Origin of the sequence: Bacteroides sp. AM37-9 (assembly GCF_003603455.1) — a bacterium.
GTDB lineage: Bacteria > Bacteroidota > Bacteroidia > Bacteroidales > Bacteroidaceae > Bacteroides > Bacteroides xylanisolvens.
Genome location: NZ_QTNF01000038.1, coordinates 33,820 through 56,473, shown reverse-complemented (window position 1 = coordinate 56,473; position 22,654 = coordinate 33,820). Strand labels below are relative to the sequence as shown.

The following is a 22,654-nucleotide window of genomic DNA, read 5'->3' as shown; positions in this document are numbered from 1 at the left end:
TTTATCTAATTTTCTAAAACAAGGAATCAGAGTTCAACTACTGATTCGCATTAATAATGATTATACAGTTCCGGTAAAAAGCGTCCGGTTCACAATGCTGCGTCCTAAAGTCACTTCATCGGCATATTCAAGTTCATCACCAACCGATATGCCACGGGCTATCACACTTAGTTTAACCCCTAGTTTATCCAGCTTGCGATAGATGTAGAAGTTGGTAGTATCGCCCTCCATCGTGGTGCTCAACGCCAGAATAACTTCTTTGATTCCACCTTCAGCCACCCGCTGCACCAGGCTTTCAATTTGAAGGTCACTCGGTCCGACTCCGTCCATTGGAGAAATGACTCCTCCCAAAACGTGATAAAGCCCGCGATACTGCTGGGTTGCCTCTACCGCCATTACATCACGGATATTTTCCACCACACAGACAGTGGAAGCATCCCGTTGCGGATTAGCACAAATCTGGCAAGTTTCAGTATCGGATATATTATGACACACTTTGCAGTATTTCACCTCACGTTTCAATGTTATGATAGAATTTCCGAATGCTTCCACCGTAGCCGTATCCTGACGGAGCAGATGCAGAACTAGCCTCATAGCCGTCTTACGCCCGATACCCGGAAGTTTGGAAAATTCGCCGACTGCCTTTTCAAGCAGTATAGAAGGATATTGTTGGTTCATAGATAATATTTGCTGTTCTATCGATAAAACCTTGCAAAGATACAGATTATTGTTTTTAATACCTACAAAAATTGCTACCTTTGCATCTGTTATGATGATACTTGTCACTATTCTTTGCTACTTCGCGGTATTATTACTAATAGCCCGTATCACCGGACGTAAGGGAGGATCAAATGCAGCATTCTTCAAGGGAGAGAACCAATCACCTTGGTACATAGTCTCTTTTGGAATGATTGGCGCCTCTATCTCCGGAGTCACTTTCGTCTCTGTACCGGGAATGGTGCGCGGAATGGATATGACGTATATGCAAACGATACTCGGATTTTTCTTCGGATACATGGCCGTAGCCCATATCTTACTTCCTTTATATTATAAATTGAATCTGACAAGTATCTACGGATACCTCGGCACCCGCATCGGAGTGCACGCCTATCGCACCGGTTCCTTTTTCTTTCTGCTGTCACGCATGTTGGGAACCGCAGCCAAACTTTATCTGGTATGCCTCATTCTCCATACGTATGTATTTCAGGAAATGCACGTCCCCTTTTGGCTGATTGCTGTCGGTTCGGTTGCATTGGTATGGATATATACCCATAAAAGCGGAATAAAGACCATCGTGTGGACAGATACCTTACAAACATTTTGCCTGATTGCCGCTCTGATTTTTATCATCTATTTTACAATCCAAAGATTAGACCTTAATTTCAGCGGCATTGTGCAAACAATCCAAAACAGCGAACACAGCCGTATTTTTGTATTTGACGACTGGATATCCCGACAGAACTTCTTCAAACAGTTCTTCAGCGGTATCTTCATCGTCATCGTAATGACCGGACTGGATCAGGATATGATGCAAAAGAATCTTTCTTGCCGGAACCTCCGGGAAGCTCAAAAAAACATGTACTGCTACGGTTTCTCATTCATTCCGCTAAATTTCCTTTTTTTATGCCTGGGAATTCTATTGATAGCGCTAGCGGGACAGATGCAACTCGAACTGCCAGCCATGAATGATGATATACTACCCATGTTTGCAGCCCAAGGTTATCTGGGACAATCTGTATTGGTACTTTTTACAATCGGCATTATCGCAGCAGCTTTCAGCAACTCGGATTCCGCCCTGACAGCCATGACAACCAGTGTATGCGTAGACCTGCTGAATACGGAAAAAGACACAGAAGAAACGGCACGTCGCAAAAGAGATAAAGTGCATTTATCGTTATCAGTCTTATTGGCATTCTTCATCTGCCTGGTAGAGATACTCAATAATAAGAGCGTTATTGACGCCATATATATCATCGCCTCCTACACATACGGCCCCCTGCTCGGAATGTTTGCTTTCGGACTTTTTACACGCAGGCAAACGAACGACCGGTGGGTTCCTCTCATAGCCATCCTTTCACCCCTGCTCTGCTATCTTGCCGACTGGTGGATTGGAAAAGAAACCGGATATAAATTCGGTTATGAATTGCTAATGTTAAATGGAACGCTTACCTTTGCGGGGTTAATCTGCATGTCTAAAAAAGGGAAAAACGATGTTACAAAGAAATAAATGACAAGAAAATGGAAATAACAAGTGCTGAATTTGTGATTAGCAATACGGACGTGAAGAAATGCCCGGCCGGCATTTTCCCGGAATATGCCTTTATAGGCCGTTCGAATGTGGGAAAATCGAGTCTTATCAATATGTTGACCAGCCGTAAAGGTCTGGCCATGACCTCTTCTACTCCGGGAAAAACGATGTTAATCAACCACTTCCTTATCAATAAGAATTGGTATCTCGTCGACCTTCCGGGATATGGCTATGCCCGACGTGGACAAAAAGGGAAAGACCAGATACGCACCATAATCGAAGATTATATCCTGGAACGGGAGCAAATGACCAACCTCTTTGTCCTGATAGACAGCCGGCTGGAACCTCAAAAAATAGACCTCGAGTTTATGGAATGGCTGGGCGAGAACGGTATCCCCTTCTCTATCATCTTTACCAAAGCCGACAAGCTAAAAGGTGGACGTTTAAAAATGAATATCAATGCCTATTTACGTGAGTTGGGCAAACAATGGGAAGAGCTCCCTCCTCACTTCGTATCTTCCTCGGAAGACCGCACAGGACGTGTTGATATACTCAATTACATAGAAAACATAAACAAGGATCTCAATGTTAAATGAAAGAAGAATGAAAATGAAAAAGAGTTTTTTACCTATTGCCTTTTTGGCAGTATTTATGCTAACGGCAACTAACAGCCAGGCGCAATCATGGTCCGACTTATTAAATAAGGACAACATTTCAAAAGTAGTAAATGCCATCACCGGAACCACCGAATCTATCGACATGACCGGAACATGGAGCTACAAAGGTTCGGCGGTAGAGTTCGAATCGGATAACTTACTAATGAAAGCAGGCGGAGCTGCCGCAGCTACTATGGCTGAAAATAAGCTGAACGAACAATTAAGCAAAATAGGTATTAAAGACGGCCAGATGAGTTTCACTTTCAATGCCGACAGTACTTTCACCAGCACGGTGGGCAAGAAAACATTGAAAGGCACTTACTCCTACAATGCTTCAACCAAACAAGTTGATTTGAAGTATTTGAAACTTCTGAATCTGCACGCTAAAGTAAATTGCAGTTCCAGCTCACTGGAGTTACTGTTCAACTCGGACAAACTGTTGAAATTAATGGCTTTCATCGGTAGCAAAAGTAGCAGTACCGCACTGAAAACAGTTAGTTCACTGGCCGAAAATTACGATGGAATGATGCTCGGATTCCAGCTCTCAAAATAGCAAAAGAGAATCGTTTAATACTATTTCGCACTCCATAAAGTATATTTTAGGGGAAAAGCATTATCTTTGTCGTTTGTAATCAAAAAGAGAAGGAAAAATGAAAAAGATACTTTTTTTAATGACCCTGTTAGTAATGGGCGTAAGCTTTGCATTTGCACAAACAAATGCAGATATCAAGTTTGACAAAACAACTCACGATTTCGGTAAGTTTTCTGAAAACAGCCCGGTTGTCAGTTGCACATTTACCTTTACTAATATCGGCGATGCCCCGCTGGTGATCCATCAGGCTGTAGCCTCTTGCGGATGTACAGTACCCGAATATACAAAGGAACCCATCATGCCGGGTAAAAAAGGAACAATCAAGGTGACTTATAACGGAACAGGCAAATATCCGGGACATTTCAAAAAATCAATCACCTTGCGTACCAACGCCAAAACAGAGATGGTAAGATTGTATATCGAAGGCGATATGACAGCAAAAGATGCAAAGTAGGAAAAAATAGACTATTACATAAAGGAGAATCTTTCGGTTCTCCTTTTTTTTGTTTACTTTGAGGACGGAAATGTAAATTAACACATTAGCAAATTATAAAAACTATGAAACAAGAAGAAGACAAATTCACCGGGTTACCCGAGAATGCGTTCAGAGAGTTGAAACCCGGGGAAGTGTACAACCCGTTGATGGGTCCCTCTAAAAATTATCCGGAAGTTAATATCTGGTCAGTAGCATGGGGTATTGCCATGGCAATCCTTTTTTCGGCCGCCGCTGCCTATCTGGGGTTGAAGGTCGGACAGGTATTTGAAGCAGCTATTCCAATTGCGATCATTGCCGTAGGAGTTTCCGGAGCTGCCAAAAGAAAAAATGCGTTGGGCGAAAATGTGATTATCCAGTCTATCGGAGCTTGTTCCGGAGTAATCGTTGCCGGAGCGATCTTCACCCTCCCCGCTCTTTATATTCTCCAAGCTAAATATCCCGAGATGACGGTTACCTTCATGCAGGTATTCATCAGCTCTTTATTGGGTGGCGTATTGGGTATTCTATTCCTGATTCCTTTCCGTAAATACTTCGTCAGTGACATGCATGGAAAATATCCTTTCCCGGAAGCAACAGCCACTACACAAGTGTTGATTTCCGGAGAAAAAGGCGGCAGCCAGGCCAAACCGTTATTGATGGCAGGTATGATCGGTGGATTATATGACTTCATCGTAGCGACATTCGGATGGTGGAACGAGAATTTTACCACCCGTGTTTGCAGTGCCGGAGAAATGCTGGCAGAAAAGGCAAAATTGGTATTCAAGGTAAACACCGGTGCCGCTGTGCTTGGTTTGGGATATATCGTCGGACTGAAGTATGCTTCCATCATTTGTGCCGGTTCACTGGCTGTGTGGTGGATTATCATTCCGGGAATGTCTGCTATCTGGGGTGACAGTGTACTGAATGCATGGAATCCGGAAATTACCTCTACCGTAGGTATGATGAGTCCGGAAGAAATATTCAAATATTATGCCAAGAGCATCGGTATCGGCGGTATCGCTATGGCAGGTGTGATCGGTATTATCCGTTCCTGGAGCATCATCAAGAGCGCTGTCGGACTGGCAGCCAAAGAGATGGGCGGTAAAGGGAATGTAGAGAAAAGCATTATCCGTACCCAACGGGATCTTTCCATGAAGATTATCGCTATCGGTTCTATCATCACACTGATCTTAATCGTATTATTTTTCTATCTCGATGTCATGCAAGGGAATCTGTTGCATACATTGGTAGCCATTGTTCTGGTTGCCGGCATCTCTTTCCTGTTCACCACAGTAGCAGCTAATGCCATTGCGATTGTTGGTACTAATCCGGTTTCGGGAATGACATTGATGACACTGATTTTGGCTTCCGTAGTGATGGTAGCTGTCGGACTGAAAGGTCCTTCGGGCATGGTTGCCGCATTGGTAATGGGTGGTGTAGTATGTACCGCATTGTCGATGGCAGGAGGTTTTATCACCGACTTGAAGATTGGTTACTGGCTCGGAAGTACGCCTGCCAAACAGGAAACATGGAAGTTCTTGGGAACAATCGTATCGGCTGCAACAGTAGGCGGTGTAATGATTATCCTGAATAAGACATACGGATTTACAAGTGGCGCACTGGCTGCTCCGCAAGCAAATGCGATGGCGGCCGTGATCGAACCACTAATGAGCGGTGTAGGTGCACCCTGGTTGTTATATGGCATTGGGGCTGTCTTAGCTATTATTCTGACTCTTTGTAAAATTCCTGCATTAGCTTTCGCATTGGGTATGTTTATTCCATTGGAACTGAATGTACCGTTGGTAGTGGGTGGAGCAGTGAATTGGTTTGTTACAACACGTAGCAAAGATGCATCTCTGAATACGGAAAGAGGTGAAAAAGGAACTTTACTGGCATCCGGTTTCATTGCCGGAGGTGCATTGATGGGAGTAATCAGTGCCGCGATGCGCTTTGGTGGAATCAATCTGGTTAATGAAACATGGTTGAACAATACTTGGTCAGAAGTGTTGGCATTAGGAGCGTATGCCTTATTGATTCTTTACTTTATAAAGGCTTCAATGAAAGTTAAATAAATAATTATGAGGAGACTATTATCCATTATAGTATCGCTTGTAACTGCCATATCATTTGCGCAGCAGCCCGTCGAGCTACCTTTGTGGCCCGACGGTGCTCCCAACTCCAGTGGACTAACCGGAGAAGAGCAGGAAACGCGCCCTCATTTTGTCACGAATGTCACGCATCCCACCCTGACGGTCTATCATCCGGAAAAGCCGAATGGAATGGCTATTATCATGTGTCCCGGAGGCGGGTATCGTGGATTGGGTATGGATGGAGAGGGGTATGATATGGCCCCTTGGTTCTGCGGACAAGGTATTACCTATATGGTATTAAAATACCGGATGCCGAACGGACATTGGGAAGTCCCCGTATCAGACGCCGAACAAGCCATTCGCATGGTACGTCAACATGCCAAAGAATGGAATGTCAATCCTTACAAGGTAGGATTAATGGGAGCCTCTGCGGGAGGGCATTTAACTGCTACACTCGCCACTCATTATAATTCGGAAACACGTCCGGACTTTCAGATATTACTTTATCCGGTGGTTACAATGATACAAGTCACCCGTGGAAATACAAGAGCTGCATTGCTAGGCAAAAATCCAACAATGGAACAAATACAGAAGTTTTCTGCCGAATTGCAAGTAACGCCCGATACTCCACAAGCATTTATCGCTCTTACCTCCGACGATCCTTCCGTAGCACCTTATCACGGAGTGAACTATTACCTCGCTTTACAAAAAAATAAGGTTCCAGCAACTCTCCATGTTTATCCTACCGGAGGACATGGCTGGGGATTTCAGGATCATTTTAAATATAAGCAACAATGGACACAGGAGTTGGAGAAATGGTTGCGCGACGGCGTTGTATTCCCGGAAAACCCCGAACCCATGTTACGAATCGGAAAATCTTACCTGGGAACTAAATACGTGGCTAACACATTAGATCAAGACGGAGAAGAATCATTAGTGATTCGGACTGATGCCGTAGATTGCCTCACTTTCGTAGAATACACGTTGGCACAGGCACTCGGTTCTTCCTTTGCCGACAATCTGCAAAAAATACGTTATCGGGACGGCATCATCAACGGTTATCCTTCCCGGTTGCATTATACTTCCGAATGGATTGAGAACGGAATCCGCCACGGATTCCTCACCGACATTACTACCAAAAACAGTGCACATACCCAGAAAATCTCTCTTTCGTATATGTCTACCCATTCCAAGCAATATAAAAAATTGGCTGATTCGCCGGAAAATGTACGACAAATGGCTGAATATGAAAAAGCAATTTCCGGAAAAGTCGTACATTGGTTGCCGAAAAGCGAACTGCCGGAAGCCGGATTGCCCTGGATCATGAATGGAGACATTATTGCTATTACAACGAAGATGCCCGGACTGGACATTGCTCATGTAGGAATAGCAGAATATAAAGAGGGAAAACTGCACCTGCTGCACGCTTCTTCTACATTGGGAAAAGTAGTTGTCAGCGACGAACCTCTCAATCACATGCTAAACAACAATAAATCGTGGACAGGCATACGTGTTGTCCGGATGTCTCACTCTAAAAATAACTGATTATGAAACGAGTAAAACATTTCCTTCTCGCCTCGTGCTTATTCCCCACTTTGCTGGGAGCACAAGAAATGGCAAGCGCCTATTTTCTGGAACTTACTCCGGACGCCCAATCGGCAGGTATGGCAGGTACAGGATTAGCTACCACCGATAACGGTAGTACAGCTATTTTTCATAATGCTTCTACCATCGCTTTCTCACAAGAAGTGATGGGTGCGAGTTATTCATACGCTAAGATCAACCAAGATTATGCGCTACATAGCGCCTCCCTTTTCTACCGGATCGGAAGGGAAGGCATACATGGATTTGCTGTAGGTTTCCGGCATTTCAAAGATCCTAAGGTGCTCGATTACCGTCCTCACGCATGGGACTTAGAAGCTGCTTATTTCAGAAATGTAGCCAAAAATCTGTCTCTTTCATTAACGTTCAGATACCTGCAAGCCAAAGCCGCGGAAAGCGCAGACAGCAAGAATAGCGTTTGTCTGGACTTCGGCGCGACCTACTATCGCAATATGGCTCTATTGGACGAAATGGCTTCCTGGAGCATTGGTTTCCAAGCTGCCAACTTAGGCAAAAAGCTGGACGGACAAAAGTTACCCGCCAGATTAGGATTGGGAGGTACAATCGACCTGCCATTCAGCATAGAAAACCGTTTGCAGGTGGCTCTCGACTTCAACTATCTGCTCCCCTCTGAAATCCGTCATCTCCAGGCTGGCATAGGAGCCGAATATAATTTCCTGAAATATGGTGTTGTCCGTGCGGGATATCATTTCGGAGACAAAGACAAAGGAGTAGGCAACTACGGCACTCTAGGCTGCGGAATAAACTTCTGGCCGATACGTGCAGACTTCTCATACGCCTTGGCTGATAAAGATTGCTTTATGCGCCGCACCTGGCAACTGGGAGTTGGAATAGTTTTCTAAGCTCCTCTTCGAGGCGTTGCTTCACTTCGTCCATCGGCACATCATGCTTTAATTCCTGACGAAGAGAAGTGACGCCTTTATCTATAAATCCGCAAGGGTGGATATAACTGAAATAACGTAAATCGGTATTCACATTCAGAGCCAGTCCATGCATCGTGACATAATGACTGCTTCTCACTCCGATAGCACAAATCTTACGCGCACGAGGCGTATCACCTTCCAACCAGACTCCTGTCGCTTTCTCCAAACGTCCGGCCTCAATGCCATAAAAAGCACATACCCGAATCACCGCTTCTTCCAGCAAATGCACGTACTCTTTCAATCCTAACTGAAATTCTTCCAGGTTTAATATCGGATAACATACCAATTGTCCCGGACCATGATAAGTAATGTCCCCTCCCCGATCAATATGATAAAGGGTGGCATCAATTGCTTTCAGTTGTTCATCACTCAACAACATATTATTTTCTTTCCCGCTACGTCCTAATGTATAAACATGGGGATGTTCGCACATCACAATACGGTTTTCATAACTCTCGCCCTGAACTTTTGCCCGGACAATGTTATCAAACCATTCTGTCTGCCGTTGCCATGCTTCGGCGTATGGTATCAAATTCCAATCAATAAAAAATGTTTTCATAAAAACAAAGGTAAGAAATAAAAAGAAAATGCGTACATTTGTTGGCCCAATATAACAAACACAACTATGAAAATGGACTTTCCACAGGTAGACTTGCCTACCGAAGTATTAGCATGGACGAATGTAACAGAAGACATTCTCAATATTTACAAGCAATCTTGCCGGTTGCAAGCATGTATTGTTGCCATCTGTACCGAAGGTTCGATGAAAGCCTCCATCAATCTGCTTGATTATGAGATTCGTCCTAATGACCTGATAACTCTGTTACCGGGAACAATCATTCAGTTTCGGGAGAGAACAGAAAAGGTATGCCTTTGCTTTGCCGGCTTTTCCGCACATTGCGCCGGACGAATCAACCTGATGAAGAATATTGGTAACGCATATCCCAAACTGATAGAACAGCCGGTGGTTCCTCTTAATGAAGAGGTAGCCAGTTATCTGAAAGACTATTTTGCTCTATTATCACGGGCCAGTTGCAATGAGAACTTCGAAATGGATTCTGAATTGGTTGAATTGTCTCTTCAGACCATCCTGACAAGCATACGATTGATATATCATAAATTTCCGGGTGAAAACGGTAGTTCGAATCGAAAAAAAGAAATCTGCCGGGAACTGATTCATGTTATCACCGAGAATTATAAAAACGAACGTCGTGCACAATTCTACGCAGATAAACTAGGAATATCTCTTCAACATTTAAGTACGACAGTAAGACAAGTGACAGGTAAAAGTGTATTGGACACTATTGCATATATTGTCATTATGGATGCTAAAGCCAAACTGAAAGGAACCAATATGACTATCCAAGAAATAGCATATTCTCTAAACTTCCCCAGTGCCTCTTTCTTTGGCAAGTATTTCAGACGATATGTAGGAATGACGCCATTGGAATTTAGAAACAGATAATTTTCACGAAGAACGATGAAAACATAAATGGTGAGTTGTAAAACAATGAACGGTGAATAAATTGCGCATTATCCGCAAAGTATTCACCGTCTATTATTTGTTGTTCACTGTTCATAAATATTACAGCTTACCATTCAGCATTTACTGCTTACAGGTTCCTGTCTTTTTATGGTTCGTTTCTTATTTTCTTCCCAAGCTCAACGAATTGAGCACTACACTCACGCTGGAGAACGCCATTGCGGCACTTGCCAGCATCGGATTCAATAACAAACCATTCAGCGGGAACAAGATACCGGCAGCAATAGGAATACCGATCAGGTTGTAAATAAACGCCCAGAAAAGATTCTGATGAATCAGTTTGACCGTCTGCTTTGACAACTGGAAGGCTTTAGGAAGCAGCAACAAGTCCGATGTCATCAAAGTCACCATAGCCACGTCCATAGCAATATCCGTTCCTTTTCCCATGGCAATGCTGACGTCAGCCAATGCCAATGCCTGCGAATCATTGATACCATCGCCCACCATCGCAACCTTCTTTCCCTGCATTTGAAGCTCACGCACAAATTCGGCCTTATCGTCCGGTAGAGCGTCGGCAACAAAACGTTCGATTCCTAAACGGGAAGAAACAGCTAGTGCAGTCCGTTGCCCGTCACCCGTCAGCATACAGATGTCAATCCCTTGACGTTTCAGTTCTTTCACCGCTTCGGCAGAAGTAGCCTTTATCGGGTCGGAAACAGCAATGATAGCCAACAACTCGTTTTCACGTCCAAAGTAAATGATGCCGTTACCGTCCGATTCATAGTGAACCAGCATTTCAGCCATCACATCGCTAACTGTCGCACTGAAATCTTTCAGGAGTTTATGACTGCCTACCCAGTAAGTATGTCCCTCATACGAGGCTTTGATTCCTTTTCCTGTAATGCTTTCAAAGCTATCCAACGCGGCAGGTTTTATTTTTTCTTCGTCCTGAAGCGCAGAAACAATAGCGCCGGCAAGCGGATGCTCCGATTTCATTTCCGCAGCTAAAAGTACATCTTTGAAATGTGGTTCCTGCGACTGCGCCCATAACCATCCGGTAGCTGTAGGATGCCCTTCAGTCAGTGTTCCCGTTTTATCCAGTACAACGACATCTACTTTGCGCATTTGTTCCAAAGCCACTGCATCTTTAATCAGAATATGCTGGCTGGCAGCTTTGCCTATACCCACCATCAATGCAGTAGGTGTAGCAAGCCCCAAAGCACATGGACAAGCAATGACAAGAACAGAAACAGCCGACAAAATACCATAAGAGATATATTCACTACCACCAATGGTGACCCACAATACAAATGTCAGAATGGCAATGCCCAATACGACAGGTACAAAAATCCCCGTAATACGATCGACAATGCGTTGCACGGGAGCTTTGCTGCCCTGTGCTTCCTGCACCATAGCGATAATACGGGCAAGCACGGTTTCACTGCCTACCTGTGCGGCACGAATGATAAATGAGCCACGCTGGTTGATCGTTCCCGCCAATACTTTATCACCTTTCTTCTTTTCTACCGGAACCGGTTCACCGCTAATCATACTTTCATCGACATACGAGTCGCCTTCGGAAAGCTGACCGTCCACAGGTATTTGCTCTCCCGGGCGTACAACCACCAAATCACCTACCTGAAGTTTTTCAATCAGGATCTCCTCCTCCACTCCATTGCGCAGAACACGAGCCGCTTTAGGCTGCATTCCCATCAACTTACGGATGGCTGTTGAGGTATTTCCTTTGGCACGTTCTTCCATCAACTTTCCGGTAAGAACGAAAGCGATAATCACCGCAGAAGCCTCATAATAGACATGCGGTTCCAATCCGCGGTCATACCAGAATTCGGGGAAGAAAGTGTTGAACAGACTGAACAGAAAAGCAATGGAAGTACTAAGCGCAACCAAAGTATCCATATTGCTCCGTCCTAATTTAGCCTGTTTCCAGGCTCCGGTGAAGAAACCACCTCCGAAAAAGACCATAACAGGGATAGCAAGCACCATTTGAATCTCATTAGAATGTGGCACATGCATCAGTATCATGGAATATACCAATAACGGTACTACCAAAATCCACGCACCAATCACCTTCCACTTCAAACGAGTGTAACGCTTATGCTGTTCCTCTTCCCGACGTTCTTCTTTGTGGGCTTCTTCCACAATCAAATCATAACCTGCCGCAAGCACAGCCGCACGAATCTCTCCGGGAGTCAGCTGCTCTTTCTCATAAGAAACGGTCAATGTATTGGTAGCAAAATTAACGGAAGCCTCAATGACTCCCGGCAATTTTTTTACTGTTCTTTCTACATTATTGGCACATCCTGCACAATGCATATTAAGCACAGGAAATGCCTTTTTTGTTGTGTTACCCATATAATTATTGTTTACGGCCTTCCCCTCCTCTCGAAAAAGAAGTTGGGGAAGAACCCTTGTTTGTTTATAGAAACAAGCTAATACAGGTATTTGTTCAATTACTTCTTATCAGCCTTCTGATCGTCTTTCTTTGTTTCTTTTACAAATTCGGCTTCATAACTGAACTTATTAAACCCTGCCTGCAACTTCTTTACATTCGTTTTTTCAGCGTCATACGTAATAGTTACCATTTTCGTTTTTACTTCGGTCGAAATATCCTTCAACCCTTTCTCAAAACGCATATTGTCCTTTACTTTCTTTTCGCATTTCTCACAGTGCATCTGCGACACTTTAAATACAACAACACGAATATCTTTTGCCAATACAGCTGTTACACTCAAAAGAGCCACCACGCAAGTGGCCATCCATCTTTTTGTTCTCATTTTTCTTATCAGTTTAAAATTAATATTCTTTATTATGCGATCGTTTCTTTCATTCGCTATTTCCTGCTTTTACTCACTATTTCTAGCTAAGTTAAAACGTATTCCGATATATCCTTTTGCTCCGTGCACCGGTCCCCAAATCATGGTAGAATCAAAGTTGTTCCCCCAGGGATTTGCCGCATCGATAATCGGATTCTTTTGTTTGAAGTTTGTCAGGTTCTCGCCTCCTACGTAGATAGACCAACGACGGAAGTAACGGGTCACCTGCAAGCTCAACTGTTCAAAACTGCCATAACGACGTTCCCAGGATAACTGTCCGTCTCCCAGTTCATAAGGAGTAGGCATCCTGCCGCCGCCATTCAGTTGCAGTGTGGCGTCAAACTGCCATATTCCCAGCGGAGTTTGGTAAGAAGCCGTGAGTAGTCCTTTATATTTGCTGGTCAGCGGTTTCTCCATTCGTTCACCTTTGTAGGTCGTTTTTGCATCTGTGAGCCGGTAAGCACCTGTCAGGGTGAATCCTTTGAAGAAAGGATAACTTGCTTCCACTTGGAACACATGCGAATAAGAGCGTCCATCCAAATTGTAGAAAGCTACTTCATGGGGGTTGCTATCCATATCCACTATCACTTGTTTCAGGAAATCCGTATAATAGTATTCTGCATTCACATTCAGCGTTTTGCCGAATATAGGGATATAAGTAGAGACGCTGGCACCGTAGTTCCACGCTTCTTCCATATCCAGGTTCTTTGCTATTTCCACCTTACGACTGCTGGAAAGCAGGTAGTTGTTTTCCGCCAACACATGATTGGTACGATACCCTTTTCCGGCAGAAAGACGGAAATTCACATAATCATTCGGATTGTACTTAAGATGCGCACGCGGAGTCACGAAGAAACCATGTTCGTTACTGTAATCACCACGCAGACCGGCCATTACCATCCATTTATCATTCAGGTTCAACGTATATTGCACGTAAGCACCGGGAACAGCTTCCTTTTCAAAGGTTTTGAGAGGATTGTCCGTTGTATTTTCCAAACGGTAATGTTGGTCATAAGCGTCATAATTGAAGCTCAATCCAGCGGAGAAGCTATTTTGCGGATTAAATTCCGTTTCAAACATCAGCGAAGCATAGACGTTGGTTTGATCCACATTATACAGTTTGCGTCCATACGTAGCATCCTGATTGTGTAAAGTGGTGGAAAGAATCAAAGCCAGGTTCGTATTCTTCTCCTTATTAAAGATATAGGCATTTTTGGTGAAGAATTCATAGCGTTCTGTATCGATCCCTACTTTATACAGGTCACCGGAGTGCATTGTCCCTCCGTGATTGGCCTGTCCGCTGGTACGTGTTTCAGAAAGGGCTTTGATACCTGCCTGGAAAACATAATGGTCGCCCATATATGCCCACCGGTTCCACACATTATATTGTTCTACCTGCGGAATATCCACAAATCCGTCATCGTTGCCATCATGCGCCTTGGTCTCATTTTCGTAATGTGCCAGCAGAGAAGTGCTCCATCGTTTGGAAAGTTTCAATGTAGCGTCCGCATTGGCTTCATACCGGTTGGTAGTGCTTGCAAAAAGATTGGCAGACACCCAATCGGCTTCCGGCAACTGCGGTTTCTTAAATTCTACGTTTATCTGTCCTGTGATGGCTTCATAGCCATTCTTTACCGAAGATGTTCCTTTGGAAACCTGTATACTCTGCATCCACGGACCGGGGACATATCCCAATCCATAAGGAGCGGCGGCTCCCCGATAATTCGGAATGTTTTCCGTCAACATCTGCACATAAGTGCCGGACAGCCCCAACAATTTAATTTGTTTGGCTCCTGTTGCCGCATCGGAATAACTCACATCTACTGAAGGGTTCGTCACAAAACTTTCACCCAGATTACAACAAGCGGCTCTACTCAATTCGGCACTGCTTATCATGTCTTCGTTCATCACGCTACTGCGCAATTTCATCGTTCCCAGTTTACGAGTGACAATATTTACTTCATTCAGTTCCACTCCATCACGAAGCACAATATCCAGTTGTTGATTTTTACTGCTCACATGAATCGTGTCGTTCTGAAAACCGATAAAACTGACAATCAGCATGTGGCTTTTGGAAGGTTTAGTGATAGAAAAACTACCATCCTCTTTCGTTGTCACTCCTTGTCCTGTATTCATCCAGAACACATTGGCACCCGGAATAGCCTCCCCGGTACTATCTTTCACTGTTCCCCGTACTTGCGCATATATATTGCCGGCAAATAACAGGAACAGTCCTATTATCATATATTTCATTCTTTCTAAAGTTACTTTCGAGATACAAAATTAATTCATTTCTCATGCAACTTAGTTGCATTCAGTGCTGCTTTACTTTCATGTTCTATTGAAAGCAAAGGATTAAATAAGAAAGAAATAGTGGCTAAATAATGTAGGTGGAATATAACGCCAGCTTCTGCCTCGAGCAGAGAGGTGGCGGAGAGGTCAGACTATCAAATTCTACCGGTTTATCCGCATAGGTCGGAGTCAGCAGATAGCAGAAATGCTCACATAAAAGATCGACTGCCAAAACTGATACGGTCAGTTCCGTAGAGTGCTTCATCAGGTCGAGCTTATAAATCGTAGCCGTACAACCTTTTTCTTTGCAGTTTTTCTTTGAATCGCAAGTATGAGACTTTTTACACTTCGGACAGCCTGTATCACAGCAACTCTGCAATGTCTCACAACGGGCACAGCAATAACGCACAATAGAGACTCCGCCTCCTGAATAGATAATCAGGAGAGAAAGGATTAGTGCTGTTATGTAGGCCAGTCTTTTCATTTCAAAGGACAAAGATAAGAATAAAAACAAATTTTCCTATCTATTTTCGTAATTAAGATTCAATCCTCATTCAAAACTATAGATATACATGCATTTCTTACCAGTTATTCTCCCAATAACCTCGTATTCCATCATCAGTATATTGAATACCAATTCATTGCAGACATATTTCCCGTTCATTATTTGGCTATTTTAGGGTCATATCAGCACTATTAACTCTTTTTACTCAACAATAAAACCTATCTTTGCCACGAATAAATTCATTGTTTTTTTAAGTAAACGCTATGCTTACATATCTACTCCTCATTATCACTCTTTATCTGGCAGGGAATACCTACATATTTATCAGAGCAACGCAGGCTCTGAAAGTAAAACCGCTTGGAGTAAAAATACTCTTAACCGTTTTATTTTGGACATGTGCCTTATCTTTCTTCGGCACGATGCTAGCCCGTAACCTGGAAATGCCTGTTTTTATCTCCCATTCAATGTACATCATTGGAACAAGTTGGCTGATATTTACCCTATACATGGCATTGTTCCTGCTATTGTTTGATATATTGAGATTATTCAAGGTGGTCTGCAAATATCGGTTTTATCTATCTTTTGTGTTCACATTGGGATTGCTGGGATATGGGGTGTACAACTATCACCATCCGGAAACCAATATAGTCAACATTTTAACAAACAAACAATATGTAAATGCTCCCCAAGCAATTAAAATCGTCGCGATAAGCGATGTTCATCTGGGAAACGGCACAGGAAAAGCCTCACTGAAGAAGTATGTGGAAATGATAAATGCACAGCATCCCGACTTGATACTGATTAGTGGCGACTTAATTGATAACAGTGTTGTACCTCTTTATACAGAGAATATGGCGGAAGAACTGGCCGAGTTGAAAGCTCCTATGGGCATCTACATGGTTCTTGGTAATCACGAATACATTAGTGGAATCGATGAAAGTATCCGGTATATAAAGAATACTCAAATACAACTTTTGCGTGATTCAGTAGTGACACTCCCCAACGGCATACAACTGATAGGACGCGATGACCATCACAACCGCAAACGTCGTTCTCTGCAAGAGTTGATGACAAACGTCGACAAAAGCAAACCTATCATTTTGCTGGATCATCAACCCTTCAACCTGAAAGAAACAGAAGCTGCCGGCGTCGACTTACAATTCAGCGGACATACACATCACGGACAAGTATGGCCTATTAATTGGGTGACTGATTATATATTCGAGCAAAGTCACGGCTACCGTCAATGGGGAAACAGCCACGTGTACGTGTCTTCCGGATTGTCTCTTTGGGGGCCGCCTTTCAGAATAGGAACGCATAGCGAAATGGTTGTTTTCAACTTCCAATGAATAATATGCAGTTTTGTCACATATGTTACAGTTTCTAAATGGACGTAGATACCCTTATCGAATTTCTGAAAATGAAAGGGAAATTTATGCCTGCTGAAGATGGATTCACCGTGGATATCACTAAAGTTTGCAAGCATTGACGTGTGGATGGTATCCGGCAATCCTGTTTTAGAGGATAAATAGCTGCAAATTTTTCTGTTTTTATTAGCCCGATTCACGAATTTCATCTATATTTGTCAATAGTGAATGATAAAACAAATGTTGAATTTATAGAAAAAACGGGTATGAAAAAACAATATGTCAGTCTGCTTGCAATTATACTTTCGGTAAGCGGCTTTTTGTTTTCTTGTCATGACAAGATGAACAAAAACACAGGTGCGTTACAGTTTGATAGCATTCAAGTGAATGAGACAGCACACCTCTTCAGTGATACAGCCAAACCGGCCTGCAATATTATTATTAATTTTGCCTATCCGGTAAAATCATCGGATGATATGCTGAAAGATAGTTTGAATTCTTATTTCATTTCGGCCTGCTTCGGTGATAAATACATCGGCGAAAAGCCGGAAGAAGTTGTAAAGCAATATACCGAGAACTATATCAGCGAATACCGCCGCGACCTCGAACCGATGTATGCCGAGGACGAGAAAGACAAGGAAGACGAATCTTCCATCGGAGCTTGGTATTCTTATTATAAAGGTATAGAGAGCCACGTACAACTGTATGATAAAGACCTGCTTGTATATCGTATCGACTACAACGAATATACCGGAGGTGCACATGGCATTTACATGGCTACTTTCCTGAACATGGACCTCACCCTGATGCGCCCGCTCCGTCTTGATGATATTTTTGTCGGAGACTACAAAGACGCATTGACCGACCTGATCTGGAACCAGCTCATGGCGGACAATAAAGTGAACACTCACGAAGCATTGGAAGACATGGGATATGCTTCCACCGGGGACATCGCTCCGACAGAAAATTTCTATCTAAGCAAAGAAGGAATCACCTTCTATTATAATGTATACGATATCACTCCTTATTCTATGGGACCTGTAAAGGTAACAATCCCATTTTCTATGATGGAGCATTTACTAGGCAGTAACCCAATTCTGGGAGAACTGAAAAATTAAATTTCATAAAAAGCTGAACACCAATGAATATCCTATTGTTATCACTCCCGTGTGACAGAATAGGATATTCATCCACATCTATCATTCAAAACTTATAACTCAAAACTCAAACAGTGGAAATCATACTGAAATATTTTCCTGATCTGACGGAAGAGCAGCGCAAACAGTTTGCAGCTCTATACGACCTCTACATTGACTGGAATTCTAAAATCAACGTAATCTCCCGCAAGGACATCGAGAATTTATATGAGCATCACGTGCTCCATTCGTTAGGCATTGCCAAAACAATCCAATTTCGCCCCGGAACCAGCATTATGGACCTGGGTACAGGAGGAGGTTTCCCCGGTATTCCTTTAGCCATCTTATTTCCCGAAGTAACATTTCACCTCGTGGACAGTATCGGCAAAAAAGTACGGGTAGCAACCGAAGTGGCAAACGCTATCGGACTGAAAAATGTAACATTCCGTCATGCCCGCGCAGAAGAGGAGAAACGAACGTTCGACTTTGTTGTCAGCCGTGCCGTAATGCCTTTGGCGGATTTGATTAAGATTATCAAAAAGAATATCTCTTCAAAACAACAGAATGCATTACCCAACGGACTGATCTGCCTCAAAGGTGGCGAGCTGGAACATGAAACGATGCCGTTCAAGCATAAAACGGTCATTTATAACTTGAGCGATAATTTCGAAGAAGAGTTCTTTCAAACTAAGAAAGTGGTATATGTTCCGATTTAAACAAGACTATATGTTCTGATAGATGATAAATCATAAAGAAACCATGAAAATAAAGAGATTTGAATTTAATATGTTTCCCGTAAACTGTTACGTATTATGGGACGACACTAAAGAAGCAGTCGTAATCGATCCCGGCTGTTTTTATGAAGAGGAAAAGCAGGCTCTGAAAAAGTTCATTCTTACCAATGAGCTGAATGTAAAGCATCTGCTGAATACTCATTTGCACCTGGATCATATCTTCGGAAATCCGTTCATGCTGAAAGAATTCGGATTATCGGCAGAAGCAAACAAAGCGGACGAGTACTGGATTGACGAAGCACCGAAACAAAGCAGAATGTTTGGTTTTCAGTTGCAGGAAGAACCTGTACCACTGGGCAAATACCTGCATGACGGAGATATTATCACTTTCGGACATACCAAACTAGAAGCGATACATGTGCCCGGACATTCACCCGGTAGCTTGGTGTACTATTGCAAGGAAGACAACTGCATGTTCTCCGGCGACGTCCTATTTCAGGGCAGCATCGGCCGTGCCGATCTCACAGGAGGCAACTTCGATGAACTGATAGAGCACATTTGCAGCCGTCTGTTTGTCCTCCCCAACGAAACTGTCGTTTACCCCGGACACGGTGCTCCTACGACGATCGGAATGGAGAAAGCTGAAAACCCATTTTTTAGATAAGAGAAGATTTAATGAGTTATGAATTCTGATTTATGATTTATGATTTGCCGTGCGGATGAAGTAGGTGTTGCGGCTGATTGAGGTTTATAAATCGGGAAAACATAAGAAATCATAAATCAGAATTCATAATTCAGAAATCATTAATCATAAATCATTAAGACATGAAAACCGATTTGTTAGCTAGCCGTCACATCGGCATCAATGAACAAGACACAGCCCTGATGCTCCGCAAAATTGGCGTGAACTCACTGGACGAACTGATTGATAAAACAATTCCCGCCAATATACGGCTGAAAGAGCCGCTGGCATTGACTAGTCCGCTGACGGAATACGAATTTGGAAAACATATCGCCGAACTGGCAAATAAAAATAAACTATATACTACGTATATCGGTTTGGGATGGTACAACACGATTACCCCGGCTGTTATCCAGCGGAATGTATTCGAAAACCCGGTATGGTACACTTCTTACACTCCTTATCAGACAGAAGTGTCGCAAGGACGCCTGGAAGCGTTGATGAATTTTCAGACAGCCGTGTGCGACCTTACTGCCATGCCACTTGCCAACTGTTCACTTCTGGACGAAGCAACTGCCGCTGCCGAAGCCGTGAGCATGATGTATGCCATCCGTTCCCGTGCGCAACAGAAAGCCAATGCGAACGTAGTCTTTGTAGACGAGAATATTTTCCCACAAACATTGGCTGTTATGACTACACGCGCTGTGCCGCAAGGCATCGAACTGCGTGTAGGTAAATATAAGGATTTTGAACCTTCACCGGAAGTGTTTGCCTGCGTTCTACAATATCCAAACTCGAATGGAAACGCAGAGGATTATTCCGAATTTACAGAAAAAGCTCATGCCGCAGATTGCAAGGTAGCTGTCGCCGCAGATATTTTAAGCCTTGCCCTGCTGACTCCTCCGGGAGAATGGGGAGCAGATATTGTATTCGGAACTACACAACGTTTGGGTACTCCAATGTTCTATGGTGGTCCGTCGGCTGCTTTTTTTGCTACCAGAGATGAATACAAACGGAATATGCCGGGACGAATCATCGGATGGTCTAAAGATAAATATGGCAAACTTTGCTATCGGATGGCTTTGCAGACACGTGAACAGCATATCAAGCGGGAAAAAGCAACTTCAAACATTTGTACCGCACAAGCATTATTAGCTACCATGGCAGGCTTTTACGCTGTTTATCACGGTCAGGAGGGTATCACCACAATTGCGTCTCGCATCCACAGTATCACTGTATTTCTTGAAAAACAACTGAAGAAATGTGGATACACACAAGTCAACGCTCAATATTTTGACACCTTACGTTTTGAGTTGCCCGAACACGTTTCGGCACAACAAATCCGTACCATAGCGCTTAGTAAAGAAGTAAATCTGCGTTATTATGAAAATGGTGATGTCGGTTTCAGTATTGATGAAACAACAGATGTGGCAGCCGCCAATGTATTGCTCTCTATCTTTGCCATCGCTGCCGGAAAAGATTATCAGAAAGTAGACGATATTCCGGAAAAAAGCAGTATCGACAAGGCTTTGAAACGGACAACTCCTTTCCTGACGCACGAAGTATTCAGCAAATATCACACGGAAACAGAGATGATGCGTTATATCAAACGTTTGGATCGCAAAGATATTTCGCTTGCACAATCGATGATTTCTCTCGGTTCATGCACCATGAAGCTGAATGCAGCTGCGGAAATGTTGCCTTTAAGTCGTCCCGAATTTATGGGTATGCACCCGCTGGTTCCGGAAGATCAGGCAGAGGGATATCGGGAATTAATTAAGAATTTAAGTGAAGATCTGAAAGTTATCACCGGATTTGCAGGGGTGAGCCTGCAACCCAATTCAGGTGCTGCGGGAGAATATGCAGGACTTCGTGTAATCCGTGCTTATCTCGAAAGTATCGGTCAGGGACATCGGAACAAAGTCCTGATTCCGGCTTCGGCTCACGGAACAAATCCTGCGTCAGCTATACAGGCCGGATTTGTGACCGTCACCTGTGCCTGTGACGAACAAGGAAATGTAGAAATGGATGACCTGCGTGCCAAGGCTGAAGAAAATAAGGATGAATTGGCAGCGCTGATGATTACTTATCCTTCTACACATGGTATCTTCGAAACAGAAATAAAGGAAATTTGCGACATCATTCATGCCTGTGGCGCACAAGTATATATGGATGGAGCCAATATGAATGCCCAAGTGGGATTGACCAATCCGGGATTCATCGGTGCGGATGTCTGCCACTTGAATCTTCATAAAACATTCGCTTCCCCTCATGGTGGCGGAGGTCCGGGAGTAGGTCCTATCTGTGTGGCCGAACATCTGGTTCCTTTCCTTCCCGGACATGGAATCTTCGGCAATTCGCAGAATCAAGTATCAGCTGCCCCATTTGGTAGTGCAGGTATTTTGCCTATCACGTATGGATATATCCGCATGATGGGTGCAGAGGGATTGACGCAGGCAACTAAGATCGCCATCCTGAATGCTAATTATCTGGCTGCTTGCCTGAAAGATACGTATGGAGTTGTCTATCGGGGAGCCAATGGTTTCGTAGGACACGAAATGATTCTGGAGTGTAGGAAAGTACATGAAGAAGCAGGCATCTCGGAAAATGATATTGCCAAACGTTTGATGGACTATGGTTATCATGCTCCTACCCTCTCCTTCCCTGTTCACGGTACATTGATGATTGAACCGACAGAAAGCGAGAGTTTGGCAGAACTGGACAATTTCGTAGATGTCATGCTGAATATCTGGAAGGAGATTCAGGAAGTGAAGAACAGCGAAGCTGATAAGGATGATAATGTGTTGATTAATGCTCCGCATCCGGAATACGAGATTGTTAGTGATCGTTGGGAACATTCGTACACACGCGAAAAAGCGGCTTATCCGATAGAAAGTGTACGTGATAACAAATTCTGGGTCAATGTAGCTCGTGTAGATAACACATTGGGAGACCGTAAGTTACTACCAACTCGTTATGGCACTTTTGAATAAAGGTGATTTATTATAGAAATC

At 43.5% G+C, this 22,654-nt stretch carries 19 protein-coding genes and 1 pseudogene; 14 read left to right on the top strand and 6 right to left on the bottom strand.

From position 1 onward, the window contains the following. Window positions 1-60: 60 nt before the first annotated feature. Window positions 61-678 (bottom strand): recombination mediator RecR, encoded by a 618-nt coding sequence (gene recR, locus DW862_RS21360; RefSeq protein ID WP_004306273.1) that lies wholly within the window; start codon window positions 676-678, stop codon window positions 61-63. A gap of 91 nt (window positions 679-769) precedes the next feature. Between recR and DW862_RS21355 the strand changes: the two genes are divergently transcribed. The 7 genes from DW862_RS21355 to DW862_RS21325 all read left to right on the top strand — a co-directional run bounded on the left by DW862_RS21355 (window position 770) and on the right by DW862_RS21325 (window position 8,526). Beyond that, a complete protein-coding gene (locus tag DW862_RS21355) occupies window positions 770-2,227 on the top strand; it encodes a sodium:solute symporter (RefSeq protein ID WP_120070306.1) in 1,458 nt (485 codons plus the stop codon). An 11-nt stretch (window positions 2,228-2,238) separates the two neighbouring features. Continuing rightward, window positions 2,239-2,844 (top strand): ribosome biogenesis GTP-binding protein YihA/YsxC, encoded by a 606-nt coding sequence (gene yihA / locus DW862_RS21350; protein WP_004315890.1) that lies wholly within the window; start codon window positions 2,239-2,241, stop codon window positions 2,842-2,844. Beyond that, window positions 2,834-3,457 carry a DUF4923 family protein gene (locus tag DW862_RS21345; RefSeq protein ID WP_008022156.1) on the top strand — a complete coding sequence of 208 codons (624 nt, stop codon included), beginning with the start codon at window positions 2,834-2,836 and terminating at the stop codon, window positions 3,455-3,457. The genes yihA and DW862_RS21345 overlap by 11 nt, the downstream gene beginning before the upstream one ends. Before the next feature lie 97 nt (window positions 3,458-3,554). Continuing rightward, on the top strand, window positions 3,555-3,950 hold the full coding sequence (locus tag DW862_RS21340) for a DUF1573 domain-containing protein (RefSeq protein ID WP_004300420.1): 396 nt from the start codon (window positions 3,555-3,557) through the stop codon (window positions 3,948-3,950). Between the two features lie 104 nt (window positions 3,951-4,054). After that, the gene (locus DW862_RS21335) at window positions 4,055-6,043 is read left to right on the top strand and encodes an OPT family oligopeptide transporter (RefSeq protein WP_120070302.1); all 1,989 of its coding nucleotides are present in this window, start codon (window positions 4,055-4,057) and stop codon (window positions 6,041-6,043) included. Window positions 6,044-6,049: 6 nt separating this feature from the next. Next, a complete protein-coding gene (locus DW862_RS21330) occupies window positions 6,050-7,606 on the top strand; it encodes an N-acetylmuramoyl-L-alanine amidase-like domain-containing protein (RefSeq protein WP_120070298.1) in 1,557 nt (518 codons plus the stop codon). Window positions 7,607-7,608: 2 nt separating this feature from the next. After that, complete coding sequence (locus DW862_RS21325; protein ID WP_120070295.1) at window positions 7,609-8,526, top strand: PorV/PorQ family protein; 918 nt, start codon at window positions 7,609-7,611, stop codon at window positions 8,524-8,526. On the opposite strand, the gene lipB is transcribed toward DW862_RS21325, so the two are convergent. After that, entirely contained in the window at window positions 8,483-9,166 is a 684-nt protein-coding gene (gene lipB / locus DW862_RS21320) for a lipoyl(octanoyl) transferase LipB (RefSeq protein WP_004311632.1), read from the bottom strand. The two genes, DW862_RS21325 and lipB, sit on opposite strands and share 44 nt — an antisense overlap. 66 nt (window positions 9,167-9,232) lie before the next feature. On the opposite strand from lipB, the gene DW862_RS21315 reads away from it, so the two are divergent. Further along, on the top strand, window positions 9,233-10,072 hold the full coding sequence (locus DW862_RS21315) for a helix-turn-helix domain-containing protein (RefSeq protein ID WP_004311631.1): 840 nt from the start codon (window positions 9,233-9,235) through the stop codon (window positions 10,070-10,072). 180 nt (window positions 10,073-10,252) lie between these two features. Here the strand turns inward: DW862_RS21315 and DW862_RS21310 are convergent, their stop codons facing one another. The 4 genes from DW862_RS21310 to DW862_RS21295 form a co-directional block, all read right to left on the bottom strand. Beyond that, the gene (locus DW862_RS21310; protein ID WP_120070291.1) at window positions 10,253-12,463 is read right to left on the bottom strand and encodes a heavy metal translocating P-type ATPase; all 2,211 of its coding nucleotides are present in this window, start codon (window positions 12,461-12,463) and stop codon (window positions 10,253-10,255) included. Between the two features lie 98 nt (window positions 12,464-12,561). Beyond that, window positions 12,562-12,885 carry a heavy-metal-associated domain-containing protein gene (locus DW862_RS21305; protein ID WP_004300412.1) on the bottom strand — a complete coding sequence of 108 codons (324 nt, stop codon included), beginning with the start codon at window positions 12,883-12,885 and terminating at the stop codon, window positions 12,562-12,564. A gap of 69 nt (window positions 12,886-12,954) precedes the next feature. Further along, entirely contained in the window at window positions 12,955-15,177 is a 2,223-nt protein-coding gene (locus tag DW862_RS21300) for a TonB-dependent receptor (protein ID WP_120070286.1), read from the bottom strand. A gap of 124 nt (window positions 15,178-15,301) precedes the next feature. Continuing rightward, the gene (locus tag DW862_RS21295) at window positions 15,302-15,700 is read right to left on the bottom strand and encodes a hypothetical protein (protein ID WP_008022150.1); all 399 of its coding nucleotides are present in this window, start codon (window positions 15,698-15,700) and stop codon (window positions 15,302-15,304) included. A 284-nt stretch (window positions 15,701-15,984) separates the two neighbouring features. Here DW862_RS21295 and DW862_RS21290 point away from each other — a divergent pair, with 284 nt between their 5' ends. The 6 genes and pseudogenes from DW862_RS21290 (at window position 15,985) to gcvP (ending at window position 22,633) form a co-directional block, all read left to right on the top strand. Then, window positions 15,985-17,070 carry a metallophosphoesterase gene (locus tag DW862_RS21290; RefSeq protein ID WP_008022148.1) on the top strand — a complete coding sequence of 362 codons (1,086 nt, stop codon included), beginning with the start codon at window positions 15,985-15,987 and terminating at the stop codon, window positions 17,068-17,070. 38 nt (window positions 17,071-17,108) lie between these two features. Further along, a pseudogene (locus DW862_RS21285) lies at window positions 17,109-17,210 on the top strand (DUF2492 family protein); the annotation flags it as partial. A 144-nt stretch (window positions 17,211-17,354) separates the two neighbouring features. Beyond that, window positions 17,355-18,206: a DUF3298 and DUF4163 domain-containing protein gene (locus DW862_RS21280; RefSeq protein WP_008640601.1), complete on the top strand. Its 852-nt coding sequence runs from the start codon at window positions 17,355-17,357 to the stop codon at window positions 18,204-18,206. Between the two features lie 113 nt (window positions 18,207-18,319). Beyond that, window positions 18,320-18,940, top strand: coding sequence for a 16S rRNA (guanine(527)-N(7))-methyltransferase RsmG (gene rsmG / locus DW862_RS21275; protein WP_008022144.1), 621 nt, complete (start codon window positions 18,320-18,322; stop codon window positions 18,938-18,940). A gap of 43 nt (window positions 18,941-18,983) precedes the next feature. Then, on the top strand, window positions 18,984-19,622 hold the full coding sequence (locus DW862_RS21270; protein WP_004311627.1) for an MBL fold metallo-hydrolase: 639 nt from the start codon (window positions 18,984-18,986) through the stop codon (window positions 19,620-19,622). 161 nt (window positions 19,623-19,783) lie between these two features. After that, on the top strand, window positions 19,784-22,633 hold the full coding sequence (gene gcvP / locus DW862_RS21265) for an aminomethyl-transferring glycine dehydrogenase (protein WP_120070283.1): 2,850 nt from the start codon (window positions 19,784-19,786) through the stop codon (window positions 22,631-22,633). The last annotated feature ends 21 nt before the right edge of the window (window positions 22,634-22,654 follow it).

Excerpts from the sequence above, each read along its gene's own strand:
- DW862_RS21335 (WP_120070302.1), top strand. The coding sequence starts at position 4,055 with ATGAAACAAGAAGAAGACAAATTCACCGGGTTACCCGAGAATGCGTTC.
- gcvP (WP_120070283.1), top strand. The coding sequence starts at position 19,784 with ATGAAAACCGATTTGTTAGCTAGCCGTCACATCGGCATCAATGAACAA.
- lipB (WP_004311632.1), bottom strand. The coding sequence starts at position 9,166 with ATGAAAACATTTTTTATTGATTGGAATTTGATACCATACGCCGAAGCA.
- DW862_RS21310 (WP_120070291.1), bottom strand. The coding sequence starts at position 12,463 with ATGGGTAACACAACAAAAAAGGCATTTCCTGTGCTTAATATGCATTGT.
- recR (WP_004306273.1), bottom strand. The coding sequence starts at position 678 with ATGAACCAACAATATCCTTCTATACTGCTTGAAAAGGCAGTCGGCGAA.
- DW862_RS21330 (WP_120070298.1), top strand. The coding sequence starts at position 6,050 with ATGAGGAGACTATTATCCATTATAGTATCGCTTGTAACTGCCATATCA.
- DW862_RS21300 (WP_120070286.1), bottom strand. The coding sequence starts at position 15,177 with ATGAAATATATGATAATAGGACTGTTCCTGTTATTTGCCGGCAATATA.
- DW862_RS21290 (WP_008022148.1), top strand. The coding sequence starts at position 15,985 with ATGCTTACATATCTACTCCTCATTATCACTCTTTATCTGGCAGGGAAT.
- DW862_RS21305 (WP_004300412.1), bottom strand. The coding sequence starts at position 12,885 with ATGAGAACAAAAAGATGGATGGCCACTTGCGTGGTGGCTCTTTTGAGT.
- DW862_RS21315 (WP_004311631.1), top strand. The coding sequence starts at position 9,233 with ATGAAAATGGACTTTCCACAGGTAGACTTGCCTACCGAAGTATTAGCA.
- DW862_RS21340 (WP_004300420.1), top strand. The coding sequence starts at position 3,555 with ATGAAAAAGATACTTTTTTTAATGACCCTGTTAGTAATGGGCGTAAGC.
- DW862_RS21270 (WP_004311627.1), top strand. The coding sequence starts at position 18,984 with ATGAAAATAAAGAGATTTGAATTTAATATGTTTCCCGTAAACTGTTAC.
- DW862_RS21345 (WP_008022156.1), top strand. The coding sequence starts at position 2,834 with ATGTTAAATGAAAGAAGAATGAAAATGAAAAAGAGTTTTTTACCTATT.
- yihA (WP_004315890.1), top strand. The coding sequence starts at position 2,239 with ATGGAAATAACAAGTGCTGAATTTGTGATTAGCAATACGGACGTGAAG.
- DW862_RS21295 (WP_008022150.1), bottom strand. The coding sequence starts at position 15,700 with ATGAAAAGACTGGCCTACATAACAGCACTAATCCTTTCTCTCCTGATT.
- DW862_RS21325 (WP_120070295.1), top strand. The coding sequence starts at position 7,609 with ATGAAACGAGTAAAACATTTCCTTCTCGCCTCGTGCTTATTCCCCACT.
- DW862_RS21280 (WP_008640601.1), top strand. The coding sequence starts at position 17,355 with ATGAAAAAACAATATGTCAGTCTGCTTGCAATTATACTTTCGGTAAGC.
- DW862_RS21355 (WP_120070306.1), top strand. The coding sequence starts at position 770 with ATGATGATACTTGTCACTATTCTTTGCTACTTCGCGGTATTATTACTA.